The sequence below is a fragment of the Arthrobacter sp. UYP4 genome (genome assembly GCF_057291175.1).
Window position 1 is genome coordinate 1,327,678 of sequence record NZ_JBXAVU010000001.1, and the last position, 16,192, is coordinate 1,343,869.

The following is a 16,192-nucleotide window of genomic DNA, read 5'->3' on the forward strand; positions in this document are numbered from 1 at the left end:
CCCTCCCCCGGCTGCTTATTGTCACCTCCTCCTTCTTCCCCTACACTCTGGGTAAGCGCTTTCCAGAACAGCGTCACCGCCGGACCCAAGGAGTATCAATGTCAACGAGGACAATCGGGATCATCATGAACGGCGTCTCCGGACGCATGGGATACCGCCAGCACCTTGTCCGTTCCATCCTCGCCATCCGCGACCAGGGCGGAGTCCTCCTCGCGGACGGCACCCGGGTCCAGGTCGAACCGATCCTCGTGGGCCGCAACGAGGCCAAGCTCGCCGAGCTCGCCGCGAAGCACGGCATCGAGCACTACTCCACCGACCTCGACAGCGTCCTCGCGGATCCCACCTGGGAGATCTACGCCGACTTCCTGGTCACCAAGGCGCGCTCCGCAGCGATCCGGAAGGCGATCGCCGCCGGTAAGGCCATCTACACCGAGAAGCCCACCGCCGAGACCGCCGAGGACGCCCTCGAACTCGCGAACCTGGCCGAAGCCGCCGGCATCAAGAACGGCGTGGTGCACGACAAGCTGTACCTCCCCGGCATGCAGAAGCTCAAACGGCTCGTGGACTCCGGCTTCTTCGGCCGCATCCTCTCCGTCCGTGGCGAGTTCGGCTACTGGGTCTTCGAAGGCGGCTGGCAGGACGCGCAGCGCCCCAGCTGGAACTACCGCGCGGAGGACGGCGGCGGGATCGTCGTCGACATGTTCCCGCACTGGAGCTACGTACTGGAGAACCTCTTCGGGAAGGTCGAGTCCGTCTACGCCCGCGCCGTCACCCACATCGACGAGCGCGTCGACGAGCAGGGCCGCCCCTACAGCGCCACGGCCGACGACGCCGCCTACGCGGTGTTCGAGCTCGAGGGCGGCATCGTCGCCCAGCTCAACTCGAGCTGGACCGTACGCGTGAACCGTGACGAGCTCGTGCAGTTCCAGGTGGACGGCACGCACGGATCCGCCGTCGTCGGGCTGTTCGGCTGCAAGATCCAGCCGCGCAACGCCACCCCGAAGCCCGTCTGGAACCCCGATCTCGAGGACACCCACGACTACGACGCCGACTGGATCGACGTGCCCACCAACGAGGTGTTCGAGAACGGCTTCAAGACCCAGTGGGAGGAGTTCCTGCGCCACGTGCTGGAGGACGGCCCGCACCCGTACGACTTCCTGGCCGGCGCACGCGGGATGTACCTCGCGGAGCAGGGGCTGGAGAGCTCGCGCACCGGGCGACGACTCGACCTGCAGGACGTGCGCACCACCGCGTCCTCGCTCGAGGAAGCGATCACGCTGGCATGATCACGCTCGTCGACGCGGTCGGGGCCACCTCCACCGTCGAACTGAATCCCGCGCCTGCGTTCTCGAAGCCCGCGACGCCCCTGAGCAGCCGCACCGTGTACGCGGCGGCGCACGTGGTGCCCCGGTCCACGGCGGACAACGTCCCCGGCTCGCCCGCGGACCTCGACTGGGACGCGACCCTCGCCTTCCGGCACCACCTGTGGTCGTGGGGCCTCGGCGTCGCGGACGCCATGGACACCGCGCAGCGCAACATGGGGCTCGACGCCGCGGCGACGCGCGAGCTCATCTCGCGCAGCGCCGCGGAAGCGCGCTCCGTGAACGGTGCCCTCGTGGTCGGCGTGAACACCGACCACGTCGACGACGCCGTGATCGGGCTCGAGGCGGTCATCGACGCCTACAAGGAGCAGCTCCACTTCACCGAGGACGCGGGCGCCTCCGTCGTGCTCATGGCGAGCCGCCACCTCGCACGTGCCGCCCGTACCGCCGAGGACTACGAGAGGGTGTACTCGGAGGTCCTCGCCGCCGCCGGCGCCCCCGTGATCCTGCACTGGCTCGGCAGTGCGTTCGACCCCGAGCTGGGCAGCTACTTCGGCTCGTCGGACACCGATGCGGCGTCGTCGACCCTCCTCAAGATCATCGCGAACTCGCCCGACAAGGTGGCCGGCGTGAAGATGAGCCTGCTGAACGCGGGCTCCGAACGGGCCGTGCGGTCACAGCTCAACGCACCGGCACGCATGTTCACCGGGGACGACTTCAACTACGTCTCCCTCATCGGCGGGGACGCCTCGGGCTACTCCGATGCACTCCTCGGCGCCTTCGCGGCCCTCGGTCCGCACGCCTCGGCAGCGGTCCAGGCGCTCGACGCCGATGACAGTGCGGCGTACGGGCGGATCCTCGGCCCCACCGAAGCCCTGTCACGCCAGATCTTCTCGGCACCCACGTTCTACTACAAGACGGGGGTGGCCTTCCTCAGCTGGCTCAACGGACACCAGGCCGGTTTCGGCATGGTCAGTGGCCTGCAGGCCGCCCGGAGCCTGCCGCACCTGTCGGAGATCGTCCGCCTCGCCAACGAGTGCGGGGCCCTCGAGCAGCCGGAGCTCGCCCGCGAACGCTGGCACGCGCTGCTCGCCGTGGGCGGGGTGGCAGCATGAGCACGCCGAACGGGCGCCTGTCCATCAACCAGGCCACCATCAAGTACGCCCCGCTCGCCGACGCCCTGCAGGTGACCTCCGACGCCGGGATCACCAGTATCGGACTGTGGCGCGACTCCGTGCAGGCCGCATCGCTGCCCGAGGCCGGGCGGCTGCTCGCGGACTCCGGACTGCGCTTCTCCAGCCTCTGCCGCGGCGGGTTCTTCACCGTGCCGGAGGGCCGTGCACGCCGTGCGGCCATGGACGACAACCGGCGGGCGATCGAGGAGACCGCGCACCTCGCGGCCTCGGGTGCGCCCGGGTCCGTGGCGGTCCTCGTCATGGTCGCCGGCGGGATCCCGCAGGGATCGAGGGACATCGCGGGCGCCCGCTCCATGGTGCACGATGCCCTCGCCGAACTGGCCCCCGACGCCGAGGCGGCAGGTGTCACGCTCGCTCTGGAGCCACTCCACCCCATGTACGCCTCGGACCGCGCCGTCATCTCTACCCTCAAGCAGGCCCTCGACCTGGCCGCGCCCTTCTCCCCCGCGACCGTCGGCGTCGTGGTCGACACCTTCCATGTGTGGTGGGATCCCGAACTGTTCCCGCAGATCGAGCGGGCAGGAGCGGAGGGCCGGATCGCGAGCTACCAGGTGTGCGACTGGAAGACGCCCCTCGCGGCGGACGTCCTGCTGTCGCGCCACTACCCCGGGGACGGCGTCATCGATTTCGCCGGCATCACCCGGGCCGTGCAGGCCGCGGGCTACGCAGGCGACATCGAGGTGGAGCTCTTCAACCAGGACATCTGGGACACTCCCCCGGCCGAGGCCGTCGCGCGCACGGTCGAGGGCTTCGAAGCCTCCGTCTCCGCACACCTGGGCCACCTGAGCGGCGACCTACGCCGGTAGCATCGGCCTATGGAATCTACCGAGGTCGTCCGACGGTACTGGTCGTCGGTGTGGAGCAGGGACTGGAACGCGGTGGGCCAGGTGCTCGCGGACGACGTGGAGGTGTTCTGGCCCGTGACACGCGAGGTCATCCGCGGCCGGGACAACATGGTCGCCGTGAACTCCGAGCATCCGAACGGGTGGAGCATCGACGTCCTCAACGTCTACGACGCCGGTGAGGTCGTGGTCTCCGAGGTCCAGGTACCGCAGGAGGACGTCGGGATCTTCCGGGTCGTGTCCATCTGGACCGTGGCCGACGGCGTCATCACCTCCGGCCGCGAGTACTGGACGCTGTACGGCGGCGAGGAGGGCAGGGACTGGCGGCGCAAGTACGCGAGCATCGGCGACCTGCCCTCCTGAGGACCGCGAGGACGGTGCAGGAACGCACCGCCGTACGACCGGTACTGGCAATAGTCCCGACCGCACCATATGCTAAGCATGCTGATGATTTGGTCAGTGACCGTACCCACCCCAGACAAGGGAGGCATGATGAGCACGAAGGTCGAAGAAACCGTTGTAGTGAATCTTCCAGTGACGACCGTGTACAACCAGTGGACGCAGTTCGAGGAGTTCCCGCACTTCATGGGCGGCATCAAGCAGATCACCCAGCTCAGCGACGACCGTCTCGAGTGGGTCGCGGAGATCGGCGGCATCCGCCGGCAGTGGGAGGCGAGGGTCCTCGAGCAGGTGCCCGACCGCAAGGTCTCCTGGGCTGCCACGGAAGGTGCCACCAATGCCGGCACCGTCTCCTTCGAGGACCTCGGCGGCACCACGCGTGTGAACCTCACACTCGAGTACGAGCCCGAGGGCCTCGTCGAGAAGGTGGGCGACAAGCTCAACGTCGTGGAGAACCAGGCCAAGGCCGACCTGCACAGGTTCAAGGAATTCATCGAGTCGGAGAGCTACGCCACCGGCGCCTGGCGCGGAACGGTCGCCGGGCAGCCCGGGACCCCCACGGTCGACGACGCCGAGCAGTCACGCGGTGACAGCGGAAAGGCCGGCGTATCCGGCAAGGTCGCGGCGGGAGTCGGGGTAGCCGCGGCAGCTGCCGTGGCCGGCGTGGCCGCAGCGGCAGCGAGCAAGGGCAAGGAAGACGAGGAGGAGACCGTCGTGGAGACGGTCCCCGTCGTCGACGCCGCGCCCGTCGTCCCCGAGACCACCCCGGTGGTCGACGACGTGGACGTCATCGACGTCGACCCCGTCCCCGCAGTGGACGGCGTCCCGGGCACCGGAGTCCCCTCCGAGAGCCAGGGCCTCCGGGATGACACACTGGCCGACGGCGACCCGACGGATCGTCGAGGCACTCTGTAGTCCCAGGACCCACGCAGGGGCCGGATTCCTTCGGGAGTCCGGCCCCTGCCCTGTTCCCGGGCGATCTTCTGGAGCCCCAGGTGGGAACCGGGGAATTATGTGGTTGGCAACGTAGTTGTGTCCTTCACCAACCCACCACCACCCAGGAGAGCACCATGGACACCACGAACACCACGACCGGAGCGGACATCCTTCCCGCCGACCCGGCAGGCCGGCAGGGCCCGGCGGGAGCCACCATGAGGGCCCTCGTCCTCGACGGCTTCGGCACGGAGGACGGTTTCGTACCGAGGGATGTCCCCCTCCCCGTCCCGGGAGCAGGCCAGGTCCGCATCCGCGTCCGCGCCATCGGCATCAACCCCCTCGAGACCAAGATCCGGAAGGGCTGGATGGCCGAGGTGATGCCGACGACCTTCCCCGCCATCCTCGGTGCCGAACTCGCCGGCGTCGTCGACACCGTGGGCGACGGTGTGCAGGGGATCGCCGTCGGGGACCGCGTCGCAGGATTCGCGGCGACCGGCTCCTATGCCGAATACGCGCTGAGCCGGGCCGACGCCGTCGCCCGGGTGCCCGACGGTCTCAGCTTCGAGCATGCCGTCACCATCCCCACGGGTGCCGAGACCACCCGGCGCGCACTCGCTCCGCTGCGGATCACCAGGGGCGAGACCGTGGTCGTGAACGGCGCGGCGGGCGGCGTGGGAAGCATGGCGGTCCAACTGCTCGTCGCGGCGGGCGTCACCGTGATCGGGACGGCGGGCGAGGCGAACCACGAGTACCTCCGCACACTCGGCGCCATCCCGGTCGGCTACGGCGACGGCGTGGGCGAGCGGATCCGTGCCGTGGCGGAGCAGGGCGTGGATGCGGTCTTCGACGTCGCAGGGCAGGGATTCATCCCCGTCGCGATCGACCTGATGGGCGGCACGGAGCGCATCATCACCATCTCGGACTTCACCGCTCCGGCCCTCGGTGTGGCGGCCGCCGCCGGTGATCCGACGACCCTGACGGCGGACGGTTTCGCCGATGTGCTCGAGCTCGCCGCGCAGGGGAAGATCGCGACGCCGATCGCCGCCCTGTTCCCCTTCGACGACCTCGCCGGGGCGCATCGCCTGAGCGAGACCGGCCACCTGCGCGGGAAGATCGTGGTTCAGGGCGTCTGAGGCGCCTCCTGGCCCGCCCGGTCCATCCCGTCGAGGATCTTCCGGGCGAGCCGGGTGAACTCGTCCTGTTCCTCGTCGGTCAGCCCGGCCGCAACGGTCCCCTGAAGGCGGGCCCATGCCTCCGTGACCGGCCCGCGCAGGGCACGTCCGGCGTCGGTGAGGAACACGAGCGTCACCCGCCCGTCCGTCGTCGACCGGCTCCGTGTGATGAGGCCCGCGGCCTCGAGCCGCCGGACCGACTTCGCGACGGTGGAATGATCGAGCCGCTGCGGGGCGCCGAGGGACTTCTGCGACAGGCCGTCCTGATCCCACAACTGCATGAGCAGCAGCTCCTGCCCGGGGAAGAGCCCCAGTTCCCCCAGGAGGGAGGCGGCCAGCGACCGCTGCCCATGTCCGATCGCCAGGATCGCGGCACTCAGCGGATAGTCCCGCACGATCGGGGAACCCGCCTGGTTCCCCGCCGATGGCTCTGTCGGCCTGTTCATCCCGCGGTCGTCACTCCTCGTGCACCGGCTCCCCGGTGACGCGGTGGTCCGCGTGGTTCATCCCCTCGAGGATGAGCCGGGTGAGGTGCCCGTCGATGATGCTGTAGACCACGTTCCGGGCCTCCCTGCGCGTGGCCACGAGGCCGGAGAGCCGAAGTTTGGCGAGGTGCTGGCTGACCGCGGTGCGGTTCGCTCCGGTCGCCGCGACCAGGGTGCCGACGTCGGCCGGTCCCTGCGTGAGCAGCCAGAGGAGATGGAACCGCGTTGGGTCCGCCAGCATGCGGAAGGTGCCGGCGCCCGCCTCGAGCCGCTGCGAGTCCGGTGCCACCGGATGGACGAGGCTGGGAGCACCGCCGTCGTTGCCATGCCCGTGGTCCGGCTGTGCCGCTGTGCTGTCGCTGATGCCGGCCTCCCCTCGTCGATGTCCGCCGTGCCCCCTACGCTACCGGGCGGCGCGCGCTTCGGGACCTGCCGCTACAGGCGAGGTCGCGGCAGCGGGCCACGACACCAGGGCGGCGACGGTCCCGCCGGCGGCCAGCACGGCGAGGCAGAGAGCGGCCGCCGGCTGTCCCGCCGCTGCACCGATCCAGCCCGCGATCGGATAGGTCAGCATGAAGCAGGCGTGGCTGAGCGAGAACTGCGCCGTGAAGAGAGATCCCCTCGTGGCATCGGTGGCGACACGCCGCAGCAGCCTTGAGGAGGGCGTGCTGATCATGGAGGTCCCGACGCCCAGGACCGCCCAGAGCGCCAGGAAGACCCACCACGGCGAGCCGGAGCCCGACACGACCGCGGCAGCCAGGACACCGGCGGGCAGGATGGCCGCACCGATCAGCATGAACGTACGGTCGGAGATGCTCTCGAGGACCCGAGGGGCCGCGAACGCCACGAGCATGGAGCCCGCCCCGTAGACGGCCAGGGCCAGGGCGACGTCGGTGTTGGTGCCCGTGAACAGGTCCCGTGCGTACACCACGGTGTTGACCAGGACCAGGGCCGTGGCCGCGGCGACGACGAGGTTCAGCGCCAGCAGGCCGCGCAGGCTCGGCTCCCGCAGGAAGATCCGCGTGCCCAGCGTGGTGCGGTGCAGCAGCGAGCCCTGACCGGCGACCGCCGGGATCGCCGGCAGGCGCGTGACGAGGACCATGAGCGCGGAGGCAAGGAACCCGAGCATCGTCCCGAGGAACAGGTCCGAGTACGAGAGCACGGACAGCAGTGCCGCAGCGAGCAGCGGGCTGACAAGGGATTCGACGTCGTACGCGAGCCGCGACAGCGAGAGCGCCCTGGTGTAGTCCTTCTCGGCCGGCAGGACCAGCGGGATCAGGGCCTGGAACGCCGGCGTGAAGGTCGCCGAGGCCGACTGGAGGAGAAAGACCAGGACGTAGACCTGCCAGATCTGGTCGAGGAAGGGAAGGCTGAGGGCGACCATGGCACGCACCCCGTCCGCGGCGACGAGGACCACCTTGCGGGGCAGGCGTTCGACCACCGCGGCCATGACGGGAGCCACGACGACGTACGCGATCATCTTGATGGTGAGGGCCGTGCCGAGCACTGCGCCCGCCCGTTCTCCGGCCAGGTCGAAGGCCAGGAGTCCGAGCGCCACGGTGAGCAGCCCGGTGCCGAGGAGCGCCACCACCTGGGCGGTGAACAGATTCCGGTATGAGGTGGAACGCAGGACGGAGAGCATGATGAGAGGCCGTTTCGTCGGGGACGGAGACTCCACTGTACGTGCAGACATACGCACACGATGACGCTTTGTCGTCCGGTGTTTCGACCGGTCGCGGGCCGGACCTGCCGCCCTCAGGCTCCGGGGAGGACGATGCTCGTGACGGGGAGCGAGGGATCGGTCCCGAAGGCGATCCCGCTCGGCGCCCCGCCGGCCATCACGATCTGCGCACCGAGGGCCGCGACCATCGCACCGTTGTCGGTGCAGAGCGACGGCGCCGGGACGGTGAGCGTGATGCCCGCAGCCGTGCACCGCTCCCGCGTCAGGTCCCGGAGCCGCCGGTTCGCTGCGACTCCACCGCCCAGCAGGAGGTTCGTGATGCCGTGCTCCCGGCACGCGAGGACGGCCTTCGAGGTGATGATGTCCACCACGGCCTCCTGGAAGGACGCGGCGATGTCGGCGACGGGGACGTCCAGCCCTGCTGCCTCGTACTGCTCCACGGCGCGGGCGACCGCCGTCTTGAGCCCGCTGAAGGACCAGTCGTAGCGGTGCGGGCCGGGTTCCTCGGCCGTTCCCATGTACTTGGGTTGCGAGAGCCCGCGGGGGAAGCGGATGGCTTTCGGGTCGCCCTCCGCCGCCAGCCGGTCGATGGCGGGTCCGCCCGGATACCCGAGGCCCAGGATGCGCGCGGTCTTGTCGTACGCCTCGCCGGCGGCGTCGTCGATGGTCGAGCCCAGCAGCTCGACGTCGTTCGCGATGTGTCCCACGCGGAGGATCTCCGTGTGGCCACCGGACACGAGCAGCGCTCCGAGGTTCGGCGGCAGCCCGTCGGCGAAGGTGCCGCCGAGCATGCCGACGCCGACGTGCGCCACCAGGTGGTTGATCGCGTAGAGCGGCTTGCCGGTCGCGACGGCGAGCGCCTTCGCTGCGGAGACACCCACCATCAGCGCGCCCGAGAGTCCCGGGCCGGCCGTGACCGCGATGGCATCGAGCTCGTCGAGGGTGACGCCGGCGTCGTCGAGCGCGGACCGCAGTGTCGGCACGAAGGCCTCGAGGTGCGCCCGCGAGGCGATCTCGGGGATGACGCCGCCGAAGCGCACGTGCTCGTCCATGGAGGAGGACACGGTGTTGGTCAGGAGGCGGGTGCCGCGGACGATCCCGACACCGGTCTCGTCGCAGGACGACTCGATGCCGAGGATCAGCGGTTCTGCGGTCGTCACGGTGTCTCCCCGTCCTCGGTGGCCAGTGCGAGCCTCATGACCCAGGCGTCGACGCCGTCGCGGTAGTACCTCTTCCGCGTGTGGATCCGTGCGAAACCGAAGCGCGTGTACAGCTGCTGCGCACGTGGGTTGTCCGCCCGCACCTCGAGCATCACGTTGTCGGCGCCCCGCCGCCGGGCTTCGTCGAGCATCTCGGTGAGCAGGGCCCGGCCGATGCCCTGGCCCTCGAAGCGGGGCAGCACGCCGATGGTCTGGATGTCGGCCGTCGTGGCGAGGACCATGAGGCCCGCGTATCCCACGGCCTCGCCGTCCACCTCCGCCACGATGTAGCGCCGTGTGTCCGGCTGGAAGAACTCGGAGTAGAACATCTCGATGGGCCAGGCGTCGGCCGGGAAGAGCTCTTCCTCCAGCCCGCCGATCGTCTCGATGTCCTCGAACGTCAGGTCCCGCAGGGTGTACCTCACGCCGTCGCCCGCTTCCGCGGCCCGGGCACCCGTGCGTCGGACTCCCGCAGATAGAGCGGAGAGGTGTCCCGGAGGTCCTGTCCGGCGAGGAGGCGCAGGCGGGCCACGCGACCGAGCGCGGCCGCGTCCGGGTCGGACGACGCGAAGGCCGGGACGCCGTCGACGTCGTCCGGGTAGAGCCCCGCTGCCCGGCCCACGAGCGGCAGCCCCTCGGGCAGGCCGGCGGCGGCACCGACGTGGGGGCCGTCGAGGAGTTCGGGCAGGCTCCCGCCGTCCGTCGGCATGCCGTACTCGGCCCAGTAGACCTCGCCGCGCCGCGCGTCCGTCCCGACGAGGAATCTCCTCCCGGCCGGGAGGACTCCGCCCGCTGCGGCGTCGAGGGCCAGGGCGTCGAGGCTCATGACGCCGTGGAGGGGTACGTCCCAGACGAAGCCGAGCGTGCGGGCCGTGACGAGCCCCGCCCGCAGCCCGGTGAACGGGCCCGGCCCCACGCCCGCGACGACGGCGTCGAGTTCCGTGCCCGCGACGCCGGCATCGTCGAGGATGCGCTGCACCGCGGGAGCGAGGACCTCGGCGTGCGACCGGGTGTCGGAGCTGCCGAACCGGCCGACGACGACGTCGTCCCGCAGGAGCGCGACCGTGGCCGCGGCGGAGGTGTCGATGGCGAGGAGAAGCACCGGTCCAGCCTAGTCGAGCGGGAGTCCGGGCTGCTGTCCTGTCCACCGTGGCCCCACGCCGGTGAGGGTGACGGTGCGCACCTCGTCCACGCCGTCGTCGTCGAACACGGTGACCCATTCCCCGTCTGCTGCCGTGGGCCCGGTTCCGCCGAGCGGCCGTGCGATGTCCACCCGGAGCCAGCTGTCGCTCAGGTGCTCCACGCGGCCGACCCCCCACTCGATGACCGTGACGTTGGCGGCCATGGTGGCCTCGAGGTCCAGGTCGTCGACCGCCGCCGCACTCTCGAGCCGGTACGCGTCCACGTGGATGAGGCCCGGGCCGTCGCCCCTCGAGGAGTGCTGGCGGACGAGCACGAAGGTCGGCGAGATGATGCGGTCCTCGACCGCGAGGCCCCGCCCGAGCCCCTGCGTGAAGGTCGTCTTGCCGGCGCCGAGCTCACCCGAGAGGACCAGCAGGTCACCCGGTCGGAGCTGCGGCGCGAGGGCCGCGGCGAGTGCCTGCAGTTCGGTGGCCGAGCCGACGTCGTAGGACGCCGTCCAGTCAGGCGTCGGCGTCATCGCCCGCGCTCCCCTTCCCCGGGTCCAGGTAGATCCGCTCCACGCGGTCGCTGATCCGGGTCACCACCTCGTAGTTGATGGTCTGTGCGGCAGCGGCCCAGTCCTCGACGGCCGGGGAACCGGCTCCGCCGAACAGCACGGCGCGCTTGCCCAGCGGACCGTCCGGTGCGTCGGCGATGCCCGTGGTGCCGAAGTCGATGACGAGCTGGTCCATCGCGATCCGGCCGACCACCGGGTACATCCGGCCGCCGACGAGCACCGGGGCGCCGGTGGCGATGCGTGGAACACCGTCCCCGTAACCGACGGGGATCAGCCCGAGCGTGGTGGGTTTCTGCGTGCGGTAGGCGTAGCCGTAGGACACGCCCTGCCCGGCGGGCACTTCCTTGCAGTTCGAGACGGTGGTGCTGAAGGTCATGACGGGCCGCAGTCCGAGGTCTGCGGAGTCCTGGTCGGAGAAGGGCGAGAGCCCGTAGATGCCGAGGCCCACGCGCACCAGGTCGAAGTGGCAGTCGGGCCGGGAGAACGTCGCCGGTGTGTTCGCCAGGTGCCGCACCTCCACATCGATCCCCGCGTTCTCCGCGGCGGCGACGGCCTCCCGGAACGCCTGGACCTGCAGGTCCGTCTCCGGTCGGGCGGGCTCGTCCGCCACGGCGAGGTGGGAGAAGATCCCGACAACGCGGATCAGCCCTTCCTCCTGGTGTGCCACCGCCCTGCTGAGCAGGGCGTCCCACTTCTCCGGCGGACAGCCGTTGCGGCCCAGGCCCGTGTCGATCTTCAGGTGCACGATGGCGGGGCGCTCGAGTTCACGCGCCGCGGCGACCACCCGCTCGAGCTCCCAGCCCGAGATCCCGAGGTCGAGCCCGTGTTCGACGCCTGCGGTGAAGTCGGTTCCTGCGGTGTGCAGCCAGGTCAGGATCGGCGCCTCGATGCCGGCCCTGCGCAGTGCGACGCCCTCGCTGATGTGGGCTACACCGAGCCATGCGGCACCGGCCTCGAGCGCGGCGCGCGCCACCGGCACCGCACCGTGGCCGTAGGCGTTCGCCTTCACGACGGCCATGACCCGTGCGGGGTGGGCGACGTCGCGCAGGTGCCGGATGTTGTGCCGCAGGGCATCGAGGTCGATCTCTGCAACGCGCTCGGTGGAAGTCACTCACCCCATTCTGCCAGCTCGGTGGGAGCCGCCGCCGTCGGAACCTCCTGCCGCCATCCTCCAGCAGGTTCGGAGCCCGACCGGCGGCATCCGGGTTGCAGCCGGGCACGGCGGGAGGAAGGATCGAAGGCATGGTCGAACCCCCGTCAGGCACCCGCGGCTGCGTGCTCCCCGACGGTGACGGAGGCTCCTGCGGTCGTGCCGCGGGCGACGGACCGTTCCCCGTCTGCCCGACGCATGCTGCGCTGGTCGCGGAGTGGGTCGGCGCCGAGTACGGCACCACGGACCTGCTGCCGGGCGCCTGCGCGGCCTGCGGCTCGCGGCTCGGCGTGCGGTACGCGTCGGGGTGGGCGTGCGCCGCCTGCGAGTGGCGGGTCGGCGACGCCCTCGATGACGGGCTGCCGCCGCCGCGCGTCGACGTCGTCTACTACATCCGGTACCGGGACCGTATCAAGATCGGCACGACGGCGAACCCGCGGCAGCGGCTGGCCCGGATCTGGCACGACGAGGTCCTCGCCTTCGAGCGCGGCGACCGCCTGGTGGAGCACCGACGGCACGAGCAGTTCGCTGCCTGGCGCCTCGGCCGGTCCGAGTGGTTCGCGGGCGCTCCGGAGATCGAGGAGCACGTCGGCCGGCTCGCCGCCGGCGTCACTGATCCCTGGGCGCGGTACGCCCGCTGGCTCGGCGAGGCAGCCGCCCTCCGGGGGTGACGCCCCAGCGGCGATCGTCCCGACCCTGCCGTCCGCCTCGTCCCGTGCGGGCGGCTCAGCCGGTCCCGTCCGAGCAGGGCTCGGGCGGGCGTGTCGGCGGCGACGCGTCGGAGTGCCGCGCGATCGTCGCCGTCGCCCGGCGCAACGCCTCGGACGGGACGTCGGACACCAGGTCCTCGAGGAAGGCGTACCGGCGCAACCACTGCTTCCGTATGCCGTCGCGCCCTTCGCTGACGCGGTGCCACCAGTCCGCGATATCGCCCCACCCCGGCGCGGCCAGGGATCCTCCCACGTGCTGCACCGACAGCGACGCACAGAGATTGGCGAAGCTGAGGCGGTCCGCGAGGGAGAAGCCCGCGAGGTCGGCCATCACGAAGGCCGCTCCGAAGCAATCGCCCGCACCGGTCGGATCGTAGGCCGACACCGGCAGTGCCGGCACCCACTCCTCCTCACCCGTGACCGAATCGATGGCGATGGCGCCCTGCTGGCCCACCGTGACGACGGCGACCGGCACGCGGTCCGCCAGCGAGTACAGGGCGGTCCAGGGGTCGTCCGTGCGCGTGTACGCCATCGCCTCGACCGCGTTCGGCATGAACGCGTAGAAGTGCTCGAGCGACTCGAGCGTCTCCGCCGCCCACTCCCCCGCGGGATCCCAGCCGACGTCGCCGAACAGCTTCGTCCCCTGGGCCGCGGCCGCCCGCGCCCACTGCTCCACCTCGGGCTCGACGCCCACGATGGCGGCGCGGCACGACGGCGGCGTCCCGATCAGCTCCGATGCACGCAGTGGTGCGGGGTGCCCGTGCGTCACCATGGAACGGTCCTGGTGCACGGAGAGGGACACGGTCACCGGCGAGTGCCACTGCCCGAAGACGCGCGACCTCGACAGGTCCACGTGCTCCTGGTCCTGCAGCACGTCCCAGTTGAACTGGCCGTAGCCGTCGTCGCCGAAGGCCGCGGCGAGCGTGGTGTGGAGCCCGAGCCTGCTCGCGGCGATGGCCTGGTTCGCGATTCCCCCGGGCCCGGATCCCATGCCGTCGGTCCAGACCTCCGTGCCCGGTGAGGGCAGCTGGTCGAGCCCGGTGAAGATGATGTCGAAGAACACCTGCCCGGCGAGCAGGAGATCGAACTCGGGACTGTCCGGCGCGCGTGTGGCCGCCAGCGGATCGAAGCGGTGCTGATGGGCCATGTACGGCAGAATACTTCCAAGGCGCCGGTCGCGGGGCGGCGGGCGCCCATCGAATACCGTGCACGGCACTGCCGCCGGGCACGCACCGCAGCGGACCACCCACCACGGAAGCGGGTCGAGCCTTGCCCAGTACTGACGGAGCCGGCGCACGCCTGGTCATCGTGGGCGGCGGCGGCTTCCGGGTGCCGCTGGTCTACCGCGCACTTCTCGAGGGCCCGTTCGCCGGGCTCGTGTCCGACGTCGTCCTGCTCGACGCGCTACCGGAGCGCGCGCACGCCGTCGCCCGGGTGCTCGGTGCGCTGCCGAAGCCCGCCGGCCGCCCGGCGCCGTCGGTGCGCGTGGAGTCCCGTCTCGAGGTCGCGCTGCCAGGGGCGGACATCGTGTTCGCCGCGGTGCGGAGCGGCGGAGCAGAGGGCCGCATCCTCGACGAGCGCGTGGCCCTGGCCGCCGGGCTGCTGGGACAGGAGACCGTCGGAGCAGGCGGGATCTCCTACGCCCTGCGGTCCATCCCGGACATGATGCGTGTCGCCACCCTGATGCGCGACCATGCCCCCGACGCCTGGCTGATCAACTTCACGAACCCCGCGGGGATGGTCACCGAGGCGGTCTCCGCGGTCCTGGGCTCGCGGGTCGTCGGGATCTGCGACTCGGCGTCGGGCCTCGTGACGCGGGCCGCACGGGCGGCCGGCGTGGACCTGCACGGCTCGCTCGCGGGCGTCGACTACGTCGGCCTGAACCATCTCGGCTGGCTCCGCGGCCTGGCCGCGGAGGGGACCGACCGCCTTCCCGCACTCCTGGCCGATCCCGCGCGGCTCGCCGGCTTCGAGGAGGGACGCCTGTTCGGCCCCGACCTCCTGAGGACCCTCGGTGCCCTGCCCAACGAGTACCTGTTCTACTACTACTTCCACCGGGAGGCCCTGCGGTCCATCTGGAGTGCTGACAGGACGCGGGGAGAGATCCTCCGCGACCAGCAGCAGGACCTGTACCCGCGCCTGCTCGCCGCGGCGGAAGCACTCGCCGTGTGGGAGGACGCCCGGCGGGAACGGGAGTCCGGCTACCTCGCCGAGGCGCGCGGCGAGGACGAACAGCGCGACGAGGCGGACCTCGCCGGCGGCGGGTACGAGCGCGTGGCCCTCGAGGTCATGCGCGCCCTGCTCACGGGCCGCCGCGCGGAGCTCATCCTGAATGTCCGCAACGCGTCGACCTTCCCCGGGCTGCCTCCGGACGCCGTCGTGGAGGTCCCGTCCGTCGTCGACCGCTCGGGCGCCCGTCCACTGGCCGCCGCGCCGCTGACGCTGCACCAGCTCGGCCTCATGGCGGGTGTCAAGGCCGTGGAGCAGGACACCGTCCGGGCCGCGGTGCACGGGGACCGCGACTCGGCCCTTCGTGCACTCGCGGGCCACCCGCTGGTCGACTCGTTCCATTCCGCCGCGAGGGTCCTTGCAGGCTACGAGGAGGCATTCCCCGCGCTGGGAGCGTCCTGGTCCGGCTGATGCCGACCGTCGGCGTGCATGCGGCGCCGCACCTCGTCCGCCCCCAGGGGCAGCAGGCCGGTGTCCGTCGTGGCCGCGATCCAGGAGAAGCCCGCCGCGCCGAGGATCGCCGCGCGTTCGGGCGTGCCCGCGTAGGCACCCGCCCGGATCCCCGCGACCCTGCAGGCGCCGATGATCCTCTCCAGCGGAGCGCGCTCCCCCGTGGACGCGAGGAGGTCGTCGACCTCCAGCCCGAGGGCGAGCGACAGATCGAACGGACCGACGAAGATCATGTCCACCCCGGGGACCGCGGCGATCCCCTCCACCGCCTCCAGGGCGCGGGCGGTCTCGATCATCACCGAACACAGCGGGACGGCGTGCCGTCCGCCGTCGGAGCCCGGCTGGTGGACCGGCCGGGCGCCGTGGAGCGGCCCCCAGCTCCTGGCCCCGAGGGGAGGGTAGTGGCTGGCGGCCACAGCCGCTTCGGCGTCGGCCACGGTGTCCACGAGGGGCACGACGACGCCGTCCGCGCCCGCGTCGAGCGCCCGGCCGATGAGTGCGGCGTCATTGGCTGCGACCCGCACGAGCATCGGGGCGTCGCCCGCCGACCGCCGACCGAGGGTGTCCCGCAGCCCACGATCGTCGAAATGACCGTGCTGCGCGTCGAGGCCCACCCAGCCGAGGCCGGCCGCCGCCAGTGCGTTCGCGAGTCGGGGCTCGCCGAGGGTGGCCCACACGCCGAGCATCGGGTCGCGGCCAGGCATTCCGTCAGTCATCCCCCA

General features: G+C 71.3%; 18 protein-coding genes. 8 read left to right on the forward strand and 10 right to left on the reverse strand.

The genetic code is table 11. The annotated features are described in order from the left end of the window. Nucleotides 1–98 precede the first annotated feature (98 nt). The 6 genes from AC0Z9V_RS06155 to AC0Z9V_RS06180 all read left to right on the forward strand — a co-directional run bounded on the left by AC0Z9V_RS06155 (nt 99) and on the right by AC0Z9V_RS06180 (nt 5,828). Nucleotides 99–1,286 carry a Gfo/Idh/MocA family protein gene (locus AC0Z9V_RS06155; RefSeq protein ID WP_133082468.1) on the forward strand — a complete coding sequence of 396 codons (1,188 nt, stop codon included), beginning with the start codon at nt 99–101 and terminating at the stop codon, nt 1,284–1,286. Then, nucleotides 1,283–2,437, forward strand: a complete 1,155-nt coding sequence (locus AC0Z9V_RS06160; RefSeq protein ID WP_133082467.1) for a DUF993 family protein — start codon at nt 1,283–1,285, stop codon at nt 2,435–2,437. The genes AC0Z9V_RS06155 and AC0Z9V_RS06160 overlap by 4 nt, the downstream gene beginning before the upstream one ends. After that, nucleotides 2,434–3,324, forward strand: coding sequence for a sugar phosphate isomerase/epimerase family protein (locus AC0Z9V_RS06165; RefSeq protein WP_133082466.1), 891 nt, complete (start codon nt 2,434–2,436; stop codon nt 3,322–3,324). The genes AC0Z9V_RS06160 and AC0Z9V_RS06165 overlap by 4 nt, the downstream gene beginning before the upstream one ends. A 9-nt stretch (nt 3,325–3,333) precedes the next feature. Beyond that, complete coding sequence (locus tag AC0Z9V_RS06170; protein WP_133082465.1) at nt 3,334–3,723, forward strand: nuclear transport factor 2 family protein; 390 nt, start codon at nt 3,334–3,336, stop codon at nt 3,721–3,723. 129 nt (nt 3,724–3,852) lie between these two features. Continuing rightward, entirely contained in the window at nt 3,853–4,674 is an 822-nt protein-coding gene (locus AC0Z9V_RS06175; RefSeq protein ID WP_459287044.1) for an SRPBCC family protein, read from the forward strand. A gap of 155 nt (nt 4,675–4,829) precedes the next feature. Continuing rightward, nucleotides 4,830–5,828 carry an NADP-dependent oxidoreductase gene (locus AC0Z9V_RS06180; RefSeq protein WP_459287046.1) on the forward strand — a complete coding sequence of 333 codons (999 nt, stop codon included), beginning with the start codon at nt 4,830–4,832 and terminating at the stop codon, nt 5,826–5,828. On the opposite strand, the gene AC0Z9V_RS06185 is transcribed toward AC0Z9V_RS06180, so the two are convergent. The 8 genes from AC0Z9V_RS06185 to alr all read right to left on the reverse strand — a co-directional run bounded on the left by AC0Z9V_RS06185 (nt 5,816) and on the right by alr (nt 12,042). Next, the gene (locus AC0Z9V_RS06185) at nt 5,816–6,313 is read right to left on the reverse strand and encodes a MarR family winged helix-turn-helix transcriptional regulator (RefSeq protein WP_485141030.1); all 498 of its coding nucleotides are present in this window, start codon (nt 6,311–6,313) and stop codon (nt 5,816–5,818) included. The two genes, AC0Z9V_RS06180 and AC0Z9V_RS06185, sit on opposite strands and share 13 nt — an antisense overlap. A 10-nt stretch (nt 6,314–6,323) precedes the next feature. Then, complete coding sequence (locus AC0Z9V_RS06190) at nt 6,324–6,641, reverse strand: ArsR/SmtB family transcription factor (protein ID WP_459267145.1); 318 nt, start codon at nt 6,639–6,641, stop codon at nt 6,324–6,326. 114 nt (nt 6,642–6,755) lie between these two features. Further along, on the reverse strand, nt 6,756–7,994 hold the full coding sequence (locus tag AC0Z9V_RS06195) for an MFS transporter (RefSeq protein WP_485141281.1): 1,239 nt from the start codon (nt 7,992–7,994) through the stop codon (nt 6,756–6,758). A 113-nt stretch (nt 7,995–8,107) separates the two neighbouring features. Beyond that, a complete protein-coding gene (gene tsaD / locus AC0Z9V_RS06200; protein WP_133082462.1) occupies nt 8,108–9,193 on the reverse strand; it encodes a tRNA (adenosine(37)-N6)-threonylcarbamoyltransferase complex transferase subunit TsaD in 1,086 nt (361 codons plus the stop codon). Beyond that, nucleotides 9,190–9,657, reverse strand: coding sequence for a ribosomal protein S18-alanine N-acetyltransferase (rimI, locus tag AC0Z9V_RS06205; RefSeq protein WP_485141031.1), 468 nt, complete (start codon nt 9,655–9,657; stop codon nt 9,190–9,192). The genes tsaD and rimI overlap by 4 nt, the downstream gene beginning before the upstream one ends. After that, nucleotides 9,654–10,334, reverse strand: coding sequence for a tRNA (adenosine(37)-N6)-threonylcarbamoyltransferase complex dimerization subunit type 1 TsaB (tsaB, locus tag AC0Z9V_RS06210; protein WP_485141032.1), 681 nt, complete (start codon nt 10,332–10,334; stop codon nt 9,654–9,656). The genes rimI and tsaB overlap by 4 nt, the downstream gene beginning before the upstream one ends. A gap of 9 nt (nt 10,335–10,343) precedes the next feature. Then, nucleotides 10,344–10,892 (reverse strand): tRNA (adenosine(37)-N6)-threonylcarbamoyltransferase complex ATPase subunit type 1 TsaE, encoded by a 549-nt coding sequence (gene tsaE / locus AC0Z9V_RS06215; RefSeq protein WP_485141033.1) that lies wholly within the window; start codon nt 10,890–10,892, stop codon nt 10,344–10,346. Then, nucleotides 10,876–12,042, reverse strand: a complete 1,167-nt coding sequence (alr, locus tag AC0Z9V_RS06220) for an alanine racemase (protein ID WP_208739946.1) — start codon at nt 12,040–12,042, stop codon at nt 10,876–10,878. The genes tsaE and alr overlap by 17 nt, the downstream gene beginning before the upstream one ends. A 131-nt stretch (nt 12,043–12,173) precedes the next feature. Here alr and AC0Z9V_RS06225 point away from each other — a divergent pair, with 131 nt between their 5' ends. Further along, complete coding sequence (locus AC0Z9V_RS06225) at nt 12,174–12,752, forward strand: GIY-YIG nuclease family protein (RefSeq protein ID WP_459267147.1); 579 nt, start codon at nt 12,174–12,176, stop codon at nt 12,750–12,752. A 55-nt stretch (nt 12,753–12,807) separates the two neighbouring features. Here AC0Z9V_RS06225 and AC0Z9V_RS06230 read toward each other — a convergent pair whose 3' ends face one another. Further along, on the reverse strand, nt 12,808–13,938 hold the full coding sequence (locus tag AC0Z9V_RS06230; RefSeq protein WP_485141034.1) for a carbohydrate kinase family protein: 1,131 nt from the start codon (nt 13,936–13,938) through the stop codon (nt 12,808–12,810). Between the two features lie 122 nt (nt 13,939–14,060). Here AC0Z9V_RS06230 and AC0Z9V_RS06235 point away from each other — a divergent pair, with 122 nt between their 5' ends. Further along, nucleotides 14,061–15,431, forward strand: coding sequence for a family 4 glycosyl hydrolase (locus AC0Z9V_RS06235; RefSeq protein WP_485141035.1), 1,371 nt, complete (start codon nt 14,061–14,063; stop codon nt 15,429–15,431). Here the strand turns inward: AC0Z9V_RS06235 and AC0Z9V_RS06240 are convergent. Beyond that, nucleotides 15,386–16,186, reverse strand: a complete 801-nt coding sequence (locus tag AC0Z9V_RS06240) for an HpcH/HpaI aldolase family protein (protein ID WP_485141036.1) — start codon at nt 16,184–16,186, stop codon at nt 15,386–15,388. The genes AC0Z9V_RS06235 and AC0Z9V_RS06240 overlap by 46 nt on opposite strands. Nucleotides 16,187–16,192 lie beyond the last annotated feature (6 nt).